This window comes from Herbiconiux liukaitaii, from assembly GCF_041927495.1.
In the GTDB taxonomy this organism is placed as follows: Bacteria; Actinomycetota; Actinomycetes; order Actinomycetales; family Microbacteriaceae; genus Herbiconiux; species Herbiconiux liukaitaii.
Genome location: NZ_JBHFHG010000003.1, coordinates 375,920 through 388,678, shown reverse-complemented (window position 1 = coordinate 388,678; position 12,759 = coordinate 375,920). Strand labels below are relative to the sequence as shown.

15 protein-coding genes are annotated in these 12,759 nt (G+C 72.1%); 8 read left to right on the top strand and 7 right to left on the bottom strand.

The annotated features are described in order from the left end of the window. Positions 1-3 precede the first annotated feature (3 nt). Positions 4-921, bottom strand: coding sequence for a hypothetical protein (locus tag ACEXQC_RS06200; protein WP_374819560.1), 918 nt, complete (start codon positions 919-921; stop codon positions 4-6). After that, positions 905-1,504 carry an RNA polymerase sigma factor gene (locus ACEXQC_RS06195; RefSeq protein ID WP_374819558.1) on the bottom strand — a complete coding sequence of 200 codons (600 nt, stop codon included), beginning with the start codon at positions 1,502-1,504 and terminating at the stop codon, positions 905-907. Before ACEXQC_RS06195 ends, ACEXQC_RS06200 begins: the two co-directional genes overlap by 17 nt. A gap of 115 nt (positions 1,505-1,619) precedes the next feature. Here ACEXQC_RS06195 and ACEXQC_RS06190 point away from each other — a divergent pair, with 115 nt between their 5' ends. From ACEXQC_RS06190 to ACEXQC_RS06165, 6 genes are read left to right on the top strand one after another with little or no spacing between them, the layout of a single operon-like run. Continuing rightward, a complete protein-coding gene (locus ACEXQC_RS06190; protein WP_374819556.1) occupies positions 1,620-2,051 on the top strand; it encodes a chemotaxis protein CheY in 432 nt (143 codons plus the stop codon). After that, entirely contained in the window at positions 2,048-2,362 is a 315-nt protein-coding gene (locus ACEXQC_RS06185) for a winged helix-turn-helix domain-containing protein (protein WP_374819554.1), read from the top strand. The genes ACEXQC_RS06190 and ACEXQC_RS06185 overlap by 4 nt, the downstream gene beginning before the upstream one ends. Then, on the top strand, positions 2,359-3,294 hold the full coding sequence (locus ACEXQC_RS06180; RefSeq protein WP_374819552.1) for a dihydrodipicolinate synthase family protein: 936 nt from the start codon (positions 2,359-2,361) through the stop codon (positions 3,292-3,294). The genes ACEXQC_RS06185 and ACEXQC_RS06180 overlap by 4 nt, the downstream gene beginning before the upstream one ends. A gap of 58 nt (positions 3,295-3,352) precedes the next feature. After that, a complete protein-coding gene (locus ACEXQC_RS06175; RefSeq protein WP_374819550.1) occupies positions 3,353-3,889 on the top strand; it encodes a helix-turn-helix domain-containing protein in 537 nt (178 codons plus the stop codon). Next, positions 3,886-5,136, top strand: coding sequence for an MFS transporter (locus ACEXQC_RS06170; protein WP_374819548.1), 1,251 nt, complete (start codon positions 3,886-3,888; stop codon positions 5,134-5,136). The genes ACEXQC_RS06175 and ACEXQC_RS06170 overlap by 4 nt, the downstream gene beginning before the upstream one ends. A 25-nt stretch (positions 5,137-5,161) precedes the next feature. Beyond that, complete coding sequence (locus ACEXQC_RS06165; protein ID WP_374819546.1) at positions 5,162-5,617, top strand: hypothetical protein; 456 nt, start codon at positions 5,162-5,164, stop codon at positions 5,615-5,617. Positions 5,618-5,875: 258 nt separating this feature from the next. Here the strand turns inward: ACEXQC_RS06165 and ACEXQC_RS06160 are convergent, their stop codons facing one another. Then, a complete protein-coding gene (locus tag ACEXQC_RS06160; protein ID WP_374819545.1) occupies positions 5,876-6,157 on the bottom strand; it encodes a hypothetical protein in 282 nt (93 codons plus the stop codon). A gap of 104 nt (positions 6,158-6,261) precedes the next feature. Further along, entirely contained in the window at positions 6,262-7,563 is a 1,302-nt protein-coding gene (locus tag ACEXQC_RS06155) for a hypothetical protein (protein WP_374819543.1), read from the bottom strand. Between the two features lie 105 nt (positions 7,564-7,668). Here ACEXQC_RS06155 and ACEXQC_RS06150 point away from each other — a divergent pair, with 105 nt between their 5' ends. Then, positions 7,669-8,175: a type II toxin-antitoxin system PemK/MazF family toxin gene (locus ACEXQC_RS06150; RefSeq protein ID WP_374819541.1), complete on the top strand. Its 507-nt coding sequence runs from the start codon at positions 7,669-7,671 to the stop codon at positions 8,173-8,175. Between the two features lie 12 nt (positions 8,176-8,187). Here ACEXQC_RS06150 and ACEXQC_RS06145 read toward each other — a convergent pair whose 3' ends face one another. From ACEXQC_RS06145 to ACEXQC_RS06135, 3 genes are all read right to left on the bottom strand, one after another. Further along, positions 8,188-8,826, bottom strand: coding sequence for a GNAT family N-acetyltransferase (locus ACEXQC_RS06145; RefSeq protein ID WP_374819539.1), 639 nt, complete (start codon positions 8,824-8,826; stop codon positions 8,188-8,190). Between the two features lie 67 nt (positions 8,827-8,893). Further along, positions 8,894-9,439: a TetR/AcrR family transcriptional regulator gene (locus ACEXQC_RS06140; protein WP_374819537.1), complete on the bottom strand. Its 546-nt coding sequence runs from the start codon at positions 9,437-9,439 to the stop codon at positions 8,894-8,896. A gap of 52 nt (positions 9,440-9,491) precedes the next feature. Then, a complete protein-coding gene (locus ACEXQC_RS06135) occupies positions 9,492-10,124 on the bottom strand; it encodes an HD domain-containing protein (RefSeq protein ID WP_374819535.1) in 633 nt (210 codons plus the stop codon). Positions 10,125-10,389: 265 nt separating this feature from the next. Between ACEXQC_RS06135 and ACEXQC_RS06130 the strand changes: the two genes are divergently transcribed. Next, positions 10,390-12,708 carry a purple acid phosphatase family protein gene (locus tag ACEXQC_RS06130; RefSeq protein ID WP_374819533.1) on the top strand — a complete coding sequence of 773 codons (2,319 nt, stop codon included), beginning with the start codon at positions 10,390-10,392 and terminating at the stop codon, positions 12,706-12,708. Positions 12,709-12,759 lie beyond the last annotated feature (51 nt).

Sequence of the window (12,759 nt, the reverse complement as noted above, 5' to 3'; positions counted from 1 at the left end):
CACTCATGCCTGCGCGTCGGTGACCGCGACCGTCGGGGCATCGACGGTGCCCTCGACCGTGCAGACCTTGATGCCGTCCTCGGGGCCGTCGGGCCGATCGCGGACGACGGGGATGACGACCGTCCAGACCCCCTCGACGTACTGGTCGACCTCGCTCTCATCGATGGGTGCGATGCTGATCGTCGGTGCGGGCGGCAGATCGCCCTGCGGAGTCGAGACGCCGGAGTCCCAGGGATCGGCGGCCGCCGCGCAGATGTCGTACGCGGACTGCGCGGTCAGGAGGGTGTCGTCGATGGCCGGTGGGCTGGACGGCGACGACGGGAGGGGATCCTCGGCGGGGGCGTCCGAGCCGACCGGGTAGCGCTCGGCCGTCAGGCAGAGGGAGGTGCCTCGCGCGCCGGGGCGATCGCAGGATCCGTCGATGAGCGTCCTGTCACCGAGCGGTTCCGACAGTTCGACCACCACGGGCACGGACTCGTTGCCCACGCAGGTGGCGTCGCCCAGAGCCAGGGGGGCGACATCGATCCGGATGACGACACTCGCCTCCGTGTACGTCACGACGGGCTCCAGCGTGTCGCCGGTGACGCCGGAGGAGCACGCCATCCTAGACACGTCCACATCGAGGCTCGTGCTGTCCGGGTTCACCGATGACGGATCGGACAGGAACCACACCGCGGGCTCACCCTCGGTCTGCGGTCCGGAGGCTGCGGACGAGGTGGGCGACGGATCCGCGGCGAGCGGCGCCCCCGTGAGGCCGAGCCCCGCCACGGTGACCGCGGCCGCGGCGATCGCGACGACCACCACAGCCGCCGAGGCTGTTGCGGCGACACGGAGTCGCGCCGACCGCTCGGGCCGCGCTGTGCGGGAGTTCTCCAGCACCAGGGCGCGGATGGCGTCGCGGCGATCAGGATCGAGCGTCATGGGGTGCCTCCTGAGCAAACCTGTCGTGATCGCCGGACACGCCCTCGGAGAGTCGTCGTCGAGCGCGGGCGAGTCGGGATTTCACGGTGCCCTCGGGGATGCCGAGCACGGCCGCCGCGGCTGCGGCACTGAATCCCTCGACGAGGCAGAGCACCAGCACCTCCCGGTCGCGGGTGGAGAGCTTGTCGAACTCCGCCCTGGTGCGGTCGTCGACCGCGGCCTGGTCGAGGCGCCCGGCCACGTCGTCGGCGTGGTCGTGCTGCGCATGATCCGTCGGCAGGCGGGCGAGCAGGGCCCGATAGCGCCTGCGCGACCGATCCAGGTTCCTGGCGGTGTTCGTGGTCGTGACGAGCAGCCATCCGATGATCGACCCGTCGACCACGCGCACGCGGTGTCGGAGGCGCCAGCACTCGAAGAAGACGGTGGCGGTCACCTCCTCGGCGTCGTGAGACGACCCCGTGGCCTGAAGCGCCCTGGCGTAGACGCGTGCGTGGTGCGCGTCGAAGAGCTGACCGAAGGCGCGGTCGCTGCCCTCGAGCGATGCCCGCCAGGCGGCCGGTTCATCCAGATCAGAAGTGCTCACATCTAAGAATGTCCGCTCGGCCCGGATCGGGTCCATCCGCGGATGAACCCGAGAAGAAAGTACTTGCCAAAAAAGCAAGTAGTTGGGAGGATGGAGGCAACGAAGGGAACACGTCATGGACCCCACACCCACCCTCACCTCCTCCGAGGCCCAGCAGCTGCTCGAGAAGGCCGACCGCCTCAGCCGCTCCGCCCACAACGCCACCAGGTGGCCCTACATCACCTTCATCCTTGCGCTCGGCGTGGCGACCTCGATGGGCACGTTCGCCATGGCCCTCACCACGGGCGACGCGTTCGGCCTCGCCTACGTCGGCACGCTGGGCGTGACCTTCGCGCTGCTCATCTTCTTCATGGTGAGCATCCAGGGCCGCTCCGCCTTCGCCCGCAGCCGCCGCTGGACCGCATACATCGCGAGCTGGTTCCTGGCCTACGCGGCCGCCATCTCGGTGGTGATCTGGGCGCACGGATCCGTTCTGCTCGCCGGCATCGCCTCCGGCCTCGTGCTCGTCGTGGCCTTCGTCTGCGCAGCCCGCGAGGCCCGCTCGTGACCACCACCGACCAGCACCCCAGGCACCGGCTCGACGACCTGCTGCAGAACCCCGTGCGGTTCTCGATCGTGGCGGCTCTCGACCGCGCGGGCACACTCGGCTTCAAGGAGGTGCGCGATGCGGTGGAGATCACGGACTCCGCGCTGAGCAAGCAGGTGTCGTCGCTCGAGGCGGCCGGCTACGTGGCGGTCGGCAAGTCGTTCGCGGGCAAGATGCCCCGCACCTCGCTCACCCTCACCCGCCAGGGCCGCGACGCCTGGAGGGGCCACCTCGCGACCCTGCGCGAGATCGCGGGGGAGACGGATCGATGACCGGCACCATCTCGACCGGCCCGGCTTCTCCAAGCGGCGCGTTCACCGGTCTCAGCGCCTTCCCCCTCACTCCGCTCCGCGACGACGCCTTCGACGAGGCCGCCTACACGCGCCTGCTCGAGCGGCTCGTGGCGGCCGGGGTCGACTCGATCACCGCCCTCGGATCGACGGGCTCGTATCTCTACCTGGATCGCGACGAGCGCCGCCGTGTCGCCTTCGCCGCGGTGCAGCACGCGGGCGACGTGCCGGTGATGGTGGGGATCGGCGCCCTCCGCACCTCCCAGGTGCAGCGCCTCGCCGACGACGCACAGGAGGCCGGCGCGAGCGCGGTGCTGCTCGCCCCGGTCACGTACCAGGCGCTCGGCGACGACGAGGTGTTCGGCCTCTTCGCCAACGTCACGGCAGGGCTCGACGTGCCGCTCGTGGTCTACGACAACCCCGGCACCACGCACGTCACCTTCACCGACGACCTCTACGGCCGGATCGCCGAGCTCCCGCACGTGGCCTCGATCAAGATCCCCGGTGTCCCGGCCGGTGCGGATGAGGCGGCAGCGCGCGTGGCCGCGATCCGCGAGCACATCCCGGCCGGCGTGACCGTGGGCGTCTCGGGCGACAGCGCGGCAGCCAGAGGCCTCACGGCCGGGTGCGACGCGTGGTACTCGGTGATCGGGGGCACGCTCCCCGCGCCAGCACTCGCCATCACCCGTGCGGCCCTCGCGGGCGACCACGCGACAGCGGCGGCTGAGTCGGCCCGTCTCGAGCCCCTGTGGGCGCTCTTCGCCCGCCACGGCAGCTACCGCGTGACCGCCGCGATCGCCGAGCACCTCGAGCTCGTGGCCCCCGACTGCCTCCCGCGCCCGGTCCGGGGCCTCGACGCCCCGGCCCGAGCCGAAGTCGCCCGCCTCCTCGCCACCCTGCACCCAGCCCCCTGACGAGCAACCCCCAAAGACACTTTTGGTGGTGGGTGGGATCCCGCCCGAGAATGATCGCATGGCCAGCCTCGACGAACTCCGCGCGACGGCGCATCCGATCCGCCTGCAGCTGCTCTCCCTGCTCACCGGGGCCGCACTGAGCGCGGCCGAGGCGGGGCGCGAGCTGCGGCTCTCGCAGGCGACCGCGAGCTACCACCTGAGGGTGCTCGAACGCGCGGGCCTCGTGCGCGTGGTCGAGGTCGTGCGGGTGCGCGGGGGAGACGCGAAGCGGTACCGGCACGAATCCTCCGCCCGGCCGTTCTCGCTCGGCGAGGCCGCCTCGGCTGCTGAACCGCTCGCGCGGAGTGCCGAAGAGCGGGCGCTGTACATCGAGGCGCTCGTCGGTGAGCTGCGTCGCCGGTCGGCGTCGCGCGCGGAGGGGCCGACCGTCACGACGGATGCGGAGCTCTGGGTGGACCCCCGGGTATGGGACCGCGTCGTGACGCTCGTGGGCGGGGCCTCCGCGCTTCTCCACGCCGAGGCCAGGGCCCCGCGCACGCCGGGCACCGCCCCGGTCTCGATGACCGCAGCACTCTTCCCCCTCAAGCGCCCATGACGCCATCGGAATCCACCGCCGCGCAGAATCCGCTGCGGTTCGCGGCCTTCCGGTGGCTGCTGGCGGCGCGCACCACGAGCATCCTCGGCAACGCAGTGGCGCCGATCGCTCTCGCCTTCGCGGTGCTCGACCTCACGGGCTCGGTGACCGACCTCGGGCTCGTCGTCGCGGCCCGCTCGATCGCGAATGTGGCGGTGCTGCTCCTCGGCGGTGTCATCGCCGACCGCCTCCCGCGGCACCTCGTGCTCGTGGGCGCCTCCCTCGCCGCTGCAGCGACCCAGGGGGCGGTCGCGGCGCTCGTGCTCACCGGTTCGGCGACGATCCCTCTTCTCGTGCTCCTCAGCGTGCTCAACGGGGCGGTCGCGGCGGTCGGCCTCCCCGCGGCGGCCGCGCTCGTGCCCGACACGGTGCCCGAGGCCCTGCTCCGCCCCGCCAACGCGCTCCTCCGTCTGGGCCTGAACGCCTCGGGCATCGTGGGAGCGGCCGCAGGAGCCGCCCTCGTGAGCGTCGTCGGCCCGGGCTGGGGCCTCGCGATCGATGCGGCCGGCTTCGCCCTTGCGGCGGCCCTCTACGCCATGGTGCGCCTCCCGCCCCGCCGCCCGAACCCCGACGACGCCGCCCCGCGCAAGACCCCCTCGGTGCTCCACGACCTGAGAGAGGGATGGCGCGAATTCTCGAGCCGCCGCTGGGTCTGGGTGGTGGTGGCCCAGTTCGGTGTGCTCAACGCGGCCTTCGTGGGAGCCACCACGGTGCTCGGCCCGGTCGTAGCGGATGCCTCCTTCGGCCGCGGCGGATGGGGTCTCGTCGTAGCAGCCCAGACCGTCGGCCTGGCGATCGGCGCCCTGATCGCGCTGCGCTGGCGCCCCCGCCGAGCGCTGGGCATCGGGGTCGGACTCATGGCGGTCACAGCGGTCCCGGTAGCCACCCTGGGCATCGCGCCCACCCTCCCCGCGCTCATCGCGGCCTTCGCGCTGGGCGGCATCGCACTGGAGATCTTCGCGATCGCCTGGGACCAGTCCCTCCAGACCCACATCCCCCGACAAGCCCTCTCCCGCGTCTACTCCTACGACATGGTCGGCTCCTTCGTGGCGATCCCTCTAGGCGAGGTCCTGGTGGGCCCGATCTCCCAGGCCGTCGGCACCACCCCCACGCTCCTCACCTGCGCCGCCCTCATCGTCCTGGCCTCCCTAGCCGCACTCTCCGTCCGAAGCGTCCGCACCCTCCCGGTCCCTGTCCCCACCCCCTGAGCCTTATCGGCGATAGTCTCGCGGAATGCTCCGCATCCGCAGGACCCGGTGGAAAGTGCTGTTCGTCGTCGCCGGTGTGGCGCTCGTCGGGGCTGCGAACGCCGTGTTCCTCCCGCGCATCCTGCCGTTTCCCGTGCACCTGTTCGCAGGAGACGTGCTCCTCCTGGCGGTGTACTTCGTGGGCACTCGTGCGTTCCGAGGCCGCGGGGAGCCGATCGCGCCCCCTCGAGCCCGGTGGCGCATGACGTCGCGCCCCCGCGCAGGCTTCGTGATCGGCACCCTCCTCGCACTCAACGCGGCCCTCAGCATCGTCTCCGTCGTCACCTCGGCCGACGACGCGCTGATCTTCGCCCTGAGCACAGTGCGGGACGGCGCCCTCGCCTTCCTCTACCTCCGATCCTCGATCCGTCTCCGCCGACATCCCCCCGCGACCGAACCCACCCCCATCCCCCTCCCGAAATGGAAGCCCCTCAAGACCTGACCCAACAGAAGCGGACTCACGCCCAACAGAAGAAGAAGCGCGCACCACAGAGGTGAACGTGCGGCGGGAGGGTGGGGGGCTGGTGTTGCGTCGGAGCCGCGGGCATCGGGCCTGGCGGGAGCCCGCGCAGCGGGCGGGGGACTGCGGCTCCGACGCAACACCAGCCCCCCACCCGCCAACGGGGAGCATCCCCGAGGCGCCGAGGGCCCAGCGCCAGCGCCCAGCGATCAGCGATCAGCGATCCGCGATCCGCGAGGGTCAGAGGCGCACGGTGTTGGCCCGCGGGTTGTAGGGCTGCACCGGGGTGCTCCAGGTGCCGTGGTACTCCACCCAGTCGGCGGTGGAGCTGTACTCGATGTGCCAGCGCTGCAGCAGTCGCGTGGCGAGCTTCAGCACGGCAGTCGGGAAGTCACCGGAGACGTGCAGCGGCGATCTCGCGAGCACGTCGCCCGTGAAGCGGCGCACGGTGAGGAACCAGCGCCCGTCGATCTGCTCCACCATGGCCTCGTCGGCCAGCGCGGGGTCGAAGATCCCGGCCATGTCGTCCCCCCGTCTCCCTGACGCACCTGGGTGGCCAGTCTAGGCACTTTCCGTGCGCAGGTCACGGGAAACCCCGTGACGGTCGACGAGGGTGGCGTCTCGGGTCAGAAGTCGTCGATGTGCAGGTGGTTGCAGGTGTCGGAGAAGTCGACGAAGTTGATGAACTCGGGCTCGTTGCCGGCCGCGTACCGGCACTGGGACTGGCCGACCCGCGATCCGTTCGGCATCATCGGGTCGAGCACGGCGATGAGGGCGAGCGAGGCGTCGTTGGCGCCCGTGGTGGGCACGCCGCCCACCGAGGTGAAGTCCACGGCGTGGCCGCCGCCCTGGCGGTAGTGCGCGCTCGCGGTGCCCGCGCCCTCGATCTGGCCGGTGCAGCGGCGGCTGATGTCGCTCACGCCGGCGCTGCCGAACGCGCGCACGGCGGCCACCATGGCCTGCAGGATGACGACGTCGATGCCGCAGTTCTCCACCTCCTGGCCCTGGGCGATCCAGGCGATCTCGAAGATGTGGTCGGGGCTGGATCCGTGGAACTGGCCGCTGGCCACGTAGCCCATGAGCTCCTCGGCGAGGGCCTGGGCGTCGGCGGAGACGGGGCCCACCACGGCGCCGCCCTGGTGCGCGGAGGCTGCGGCGGCCGCCGCGGCTGCGGCAGCGGCTGCAGCGGCGGCGGCCACGCCCTCCTGGTACTGCTGCTCGGTGGTGGCGACGGTGCTCGTGAGGCTCGCGAGCTGCGCCTGCAGCTCGGCCTCGTGCGCGGTCTGCTCCTGCAGGGCGGCCACCATGGCCTGCTGGGCTGCGGCAGCCTCCTCGAGGGCGGCCTGTGCGGCGGCGGCGAGGGTGGTGAGCCGGTCGGTGGCCACCGCGGCTTGCTCGCTGAGGGCGGCGGAGGTGTTGCTGTCCTGCTCCGCCTGGGCGTAGACGCCGTTGACCGCCTGGGTGAGCTGGCCGGCCGAGCTGAGCTGGCCGAGAAGGTCATCCGCTTGCCCGCCCGTGGAGGTGAGCAGCTGGGTGGTGAGGTCGCGGCCGCCGGTGCGCACGAACTGGGCGGCGAGCACGGCGGCGCGGCGCTTGGAGTCGGCGGCGCGGGTGGCCGCCGCGGCGGAGCTCGCGGCGAGGGAGTCGGCCTTGGCCTGGCCGGCGGCGAGGGCGCTGTCGGCGGCGGCGCTCTCGTCGGTGCGCTGCCGCAGGAGTTCTCGGGCGGCCTCGGCGCGGGTCTCGAGGTCGGCGATGATCTGGGTGATCTCGGTGATCTCGGACTGCTTGGCGCTCTCGCTCGCGCGGGCGGCGACCACGTCGTCCCAGCTGGGGTAGTCGGCGGCGAGGGCAGGGGCGGCGGGGGCACCCACGATGACAGCGGCGGCGAGGGCGACCGTGAGAAGGGCGGCGAGGGGTCGGGACAGCACAGCACATTCAAACCCGGGTGGGCGCACCGGTCGCGCATCCCGACCCGGCATTTCTCGGATCGTTCATGTCGGTCAACGATCCGCTCGGCTGTTATGGTCGGCCGCATGCGCGATCGCCACGGCAGCCCGAGTCCCTCCGAGAGCCCGGGGCGGTCGGGGCGCACCGCCACCGCCGAGGTCGACCCGCGGCGGGTGGGTGCTGTCGACCTCTCCTACCGGCCACGGAACGACCGCCAGGCCGATCCGGGCGAGATCGTCTGGACCTGGGTGCCCTACGAGGAGAACGACGGCCGCGGCAAGGATCGCCCTGTGCTCGTCGTGGCGCGCGAAGCCGGTGGCACCCTGCTCGGGCTGCCCCTCACCTCGAAACCGCACGACCGCGGCGACTTCGTGGGCATCGGCAGCGGCGCGTGGGATGCGGAGGGCCGCCCCAGCTGGGTGCTGCTCGGCCGGGTGCTGCGGGTGCACCAGGCGGGGGTGCGCCGGGCGGGTGTGGCTGTGGGGGCTCGGCCCTTCGCGGCCGTGTCTGCGGCGCTCACGTCTCGCTACGGGTGGGGTGCCCCGCGCCGCTCCTGGCTCCGCCGCCTCGCCGCCCGTCTCTTCGCCCGCTGACCCCGCCGCGGCTCAGGTGGCCGGGAGCGGCTGCGCGGTGGGGCGGAGGAAGGTCGGCGGGCGCCACATGGCGGCCGGGCGGGCGTTCGGGATGCCGGCGATCGTGCCGATCGAGGTGAATCCGTGGCGGCGGTAGAGCGCGCGGTTGCGCTCGTTCGAGGATTCGAGGTAGGCGGCCTCGGCGGCCAGGTCGATCGCGTCGAGGCGCCGGCGGAGGAGCGCCGATCCGACCCCGAGGCCGCGCGCTTCGGCGGTCACCCCGATCTGCGCCAGGTACCAGTGCGGTTCGGCCGGCCGGTGGAGCGCGAGGGCCGATTGCACCTTCATCGCCGCGAGCAGCCCACCCACCCCGAGCGCCCGCAGGAACGCGGGCAGCTCGCGCGCCTGAGCCGCCAGGGAGGTGTGGTGGCCCGGCTGCTCCCAGATGGCTGCGCCCAGGATGAGGCCGTCGTCGTCGCGTCGTGCGAGATCCAGGCGGCCGCCCTTGAGCGCTCCGGATCGGGTGAGCGCTCCGAAGAGCCGGGCCAGGCGCCCCCTCGCGTCGGATCCGCGGGTGAGGGTGCCCATCACGGTGTCGTGCTCGAAGGCCGAGGCCAGCGCCTCGGAGGCCTCGGGGATGGCGGCGGAGGAAGCGGGAACGATGGTGAACATGGGGTCTCCTTGTCGGGTCGGGTCGGGTCGGGTCGAATCGGGTGGGGTCGGGTCGGGCGCCGTGGGTTCAGCGGGCCGCGGGTTCGTCGAGCAGACCCACGATGCGCCCCACCAGGGCCTCGCGCTGCGCGGACGACAGCTCGAGGATGCCGGTCGACTCCGCGATCCACAGACCGTTCGTGGCCAACCACGCGAGCATGAGTGTGGAGGCGTTCCCCTCGGTGGCGGCGCCGAAACCGAACCAGCGCTGCAGGTAGGCGAGCCACGGAGCCGCGAGCTCCGGCCGGCGCACGGCCTCGGAGAACACCACGAACTCGCCGGGGCTCACCCCTCCGTCGCTCGCGAACGTCACGAAGGCGCGCACCCGCTCCGCCAGGGTCGACTGCTCGAGCGGCACAGGCAGCTCGGCCTGCAGTTCGGTCTGCCAGCGGTCGATCACGTGCTCGATGACGGCGACCATCATCGCGTCCTTCGAGGGGAAGTGGTACATGAGGCCGGCTTTGGTGAGCCCGGCCTCCGCGGCCACCGACTGGTAGGTGATGTCGGCCCCGCCCCCGGCGTCGACCACGCGCAGGGCGGCTTCGAGGATCTCGGTGCGTGAGTTGCTTCTCATGACCGTAACCATACCGTACGTACGGTAAAGTTACGGACGGATCGGCGACCTCTCAACTTCCGAGGGGGTTGGCGCGCAGGCGGATCGCGAGGCCCGAAGCCAGGGCGGCCGCGGGGGCCGAGTGGGGCTTTCTGGCCGCCTGGGATTCGAAGCAGGCCAGGAAGTCCTCGGCAAGAGCGCCTCGAGGGTGCGCCGCGAGCACGGCGTCGAGGAACGCGGGGGACCAGCGCTCGGCGCCGCGGCCCGAGATGTCGAGGCCGGTGGACTCGCACAGCAGGTAGCCCTCCGGATCGACCGCTGGGTCGACCGAGTCGGCCATGTGGCGGTCGATGATCTCGGCCGTGCGGCGGCGACGCGGCGGCGGCCAGCCCGCACCGGCGGCGAACACCCGTGCCACGTCGCCTCCCGAGAGCTCGAACGAGGTCTCGGCGTGGTCGAAGGCGTCGGCGAGTCCCAGGTCGTGCAGCATCGCCGCGACGAAGAGCAGCTCGTCGTCGAAGGCCAGACCCGTGGTGCGCCCGAGCTCGGCGGCGAACAGGTACGAGCGGATGCAGTGCTCCACGAGCGCGGTCGTGTGGAACTCCCGAGCGACCTCCACGGCCCCCCTGGCCGCCGCGCTCTCGGGCACCCGCAGGGCGGGTGTCGCAGCGTGAGCGGGGGTGGCGGCAGCGTCGGCAGGAGTCATGCGTTCATCCTCGCGGGTCGAGCGCGGGCTGCGCCACCGAGGGCAGGAGCGGGCCCCTATCGCATCGGAGGCTCCGTGTGCCAGAGCAGCGTCACGTTTGCTGGGTGAACGCTGGGCGAAGAAACCTGCCCTGGCCGGTTTCGACACGCCGTGGCCGTGAACGCGGCGTGAAATCTCAAGCGGCCGGCCCGGGAGCGTGCCACCGCTTCACTAGCGTGATCGCCGTCGTACCCGCCTACCCATCCATCGAAGGACAGCACCCCGAATGAAGAGCGATCAGCTCACGCGTGCCCTCACGCGCATCCGCCCCCGCACAGCCCTGGTGGCCGGCGGAGTCGCCGCCGCCGTGGCCCTCGCCACCCTCGGCGGAGGCCTCGCCTACGCCGCCGGCGGCCTCAACCCGCCTCCTGTGAGCCCCGCGCTCGTGCACGTCGCCTCCGCGGTACCCGACCGCGTCATCCTCACCCCCACCGAGACCCCCTACGTGAGCCAGAACGTCTCGTGGCGCACGAGCATGGACGTGACCGCCCCCAAGGTGCAGCTCGCCCCCATGGCCAAGGGTCCGGTGCAGAACCCCACCACGATCGATGCCGCGAGCACCACGGAGTTCGCCACCGATCTCGGCTACAGCATCAAGTACCACACGGCCACCATGACCGGCCTCGCCGAGAGCACCGCCTACCTCTACCGCGTGGGCGACGGCGAGACCTGGAGCGAGTGGCTCGAGTTCGAGACCGCCGCCTCCACCGCCGAGCCGTTCTCGTTCATCGTGCAGGGCGACGCGCAGAACGACGTCAAGTCCTACGCCTCGCGCGCCTTCCGCGCCGCCTACGAGGCGCGCCCCTACTCCAAGGCCGTCGTGCACCTCGGCGACCTCATCGACACGGATGTCGCCGACGCGGAGTGGGGCGAGTGGTTCGGCGCCGCCGGCTTCACGAACGCCTACCAGAACGTGATCGCCGCCCCCGGCAACCACGAGTACTACCCGGGCCCCGAGCTCACCCGCTACTGGGGCGCGCAGTTCGAGTACCCGAAGAACGGACCGGCCACGACGCCCGCGCTGCAGCAGGCCTTCTCCGAGAACGTCTACTACACCGACATCCAGGGTGTGCGCTTCATCACGCTCAACGCCTCGGTGATCGGCACCGAGGAGCTCGCCGCACAGACCGCCTGGCTCGACTCCGTGCTCGAGCAGAACCCGGGCGAGTGGGCCGTGGTGGCGTTCCACCAGCCCGTCTTCTCGGTGACCTCGGGTCGCGACAACAAGTCGATCCGGAATGCCTGGCTGCCCGTGTTCGAGAAGCACAACGTCGACCTCGTGCTGCAGGGCCACGACCACGCCTACGGGCGCGGCAACCTCTTCGCCAACGAGGAGAACCTGCCCGCGGGTGCCGACCCGGAGACCAGCCAGACCGGACCGGTCTACATGGTCACGATCGCGGGCCCGAAGATGTACGTGCCGGATCCGCTCGAGTCGAACAACTGGATCACGAACGGCGCCAACCTCCGCAGCATGAACCGCGACACGCAGATGTACCAGACGGTCGACGTGATCGACGGGCAGATGCACGTGGAGAGCCACACCGTGACCGGTGAGCTCTTCGACGCGTTCACCATCACCAAGGCGGACGACGGATCCAAGCTCGTGACCGACGAGACCGTGGCCTGGGCATCGGGCCCGGGATCGACGCGCTCCGACATCTCGGCTCCCGAGCGTCCGACGCCGGTGGTGCCGGGTGCCGAGCCCACGCCGGAGCCGACGCCGACTCCCGAGCCGACGCCGACCCCGACTCCCACGCCGACGCCGACCGCGACGCCGACTCCCGAGCCGACGCCGACCGCGACCCCGGAGCCGACGCCGACCCCCGAGCCCACCGTGACGCCCGAGCCGACGCCGACCCCCGAGCCCACCGCGACTCCGGAGCCCACGCCCACGCCGACCGCCACGCCGACTCCGGAGCCCACGCCGACCGCGGAGCCCACCCCGGGCCCCACGCCCGAGCCGACCCCCGGCCCCACGTTGGAGCCGACCCCCGGCCCCACCACGGAGCCCACCCCGGGCCCCACAGTCGAGCCCACGGCCACGGCGACCCCCACCCCCACCCCCACCTCGGCCCCCAGCCCCCAGCCCACCGAGAACCCGGTGGCGCCGAAGCCTGAGGCCAAGCCCACCATCGAGCTCTCCGCCACGGGCGTAGCGGCCGGCGGCAGCATCGACATGAAGGGTGCCGGCTTCTGGCCGAACGAGGACCTCGAGGTCACGCTGCACTCCGATCCCATCGAGCTCGGCTACCCGAAGGCCGACGCGAACGGCGCCTACTTCTTCACCGCGCGCATCCCGGCGGGAGTGACCCCCGGGTCGCACCACGTCGAGGTGCGCGGCCTGGAGTCCGGGGCTGTGGTGAAGGCCGACCTCACCGTGCTCAAGGCGGGCTCCGCCAGCACCGGCGTGAAGGATCTCGCGAACACGGGAGCCGCAGGCACCGGCACGGCCATCGCCGTGGCCGGAGGACTGCTGCTCGCGGGCGTGCTCGCCCTCGCCGTGCTCTACATCCGCCGCCGCCCCACGGGAGGCACCGCGTGAACGCGACCCCCGCATCCGGACACACCACTTCCCGAAACACTCAGAAAGGCC

Coding starts and splice junctions, on each gene's coding strand:
- ACEXQC_RS06165 (WP_374819546.1), top strand. CDS start 5,162: ATGCTCCGCATCCGCAGGACCCGGTGGAAAGTGCTGTTCGTCGTCGCC.
- ACEXQC_RS06140 (WP_374819537.1), bottom strand. CDS start 9,439: ATGAGAAGCAACTCACGCACCGAGATCCTCGAAGCCGCCCTGCGCGTG.
- ACEXQC_RS06190 (WP_374819556.1), top strand. CDS start 1,620: ATGGACCCCACACCCACCCTCACCTCCTCCGAGGCCCAGCAGCTGCTC.
- ACEXQC_RS06160 (WP_374819545.1), bottom strand. CDS start 6,157: ATGGCCGGGATCTTCGACCCCGCGCTGGCCGACGAGGCCATGGTGGAG.
- ACEXQC_RS06145 (WP_374819539.1), bottom strand. CDS start 8,826: ATGTTCACCATCGTTCCCGCTTCCTCCGCCGCCATCCCCGAGGCCTCC.
- ACEXQC_RS06180 (WP_374819552.1), top strand. CDS start 2,359: ATGACCGGCACCATCTCGACCGGCCCGGCTTCTCCAAGCGGCGCGTTC.
- ACEXQC_RS06175 (WP_374819550.1), top strand. CDS start 3,353: ATGGCCAGCCTCGACGAACTCCGCGCGACGGCGCATCCGATCCGCCTG.
- ACEXQC_RS06150 (WP_374819541.1), top strand. CDS start 7,669: ATGCGCGATCGCCACGGCAGCCCGAGTCCCTCCGAGAGCCCGGGGCGG.
- ACEXQC_RS06170 (WP_374819548.1), top strand. CDS start 3,886: ATGACGCCATCGGAATCCACCGCCGCGCAGAATCCGCTGCGGTTCGCG.
- ACEXQC_RS06200 (WP_374819560.1), bottom strand. CDS start 921: ATGACGCTCGATCCTGATCGCCGCGACGCCATCCGCGCCCTGGTGCTG.
- ACEXQC_RS06135 (WP_374819535.1), bottom strand. CDS start 10,124: ATGACTCCTGCCGACGCTGCCGCCACCCCCGCTCACGCTGCGACACCC.
- ACEXQC_RS06130 (WP_374819533.1), top strand. CDS start 10,390: ATGAAGAGCGATCAGCTCACGCGTGCCCTCACGCGCATCCGCCCCCGC.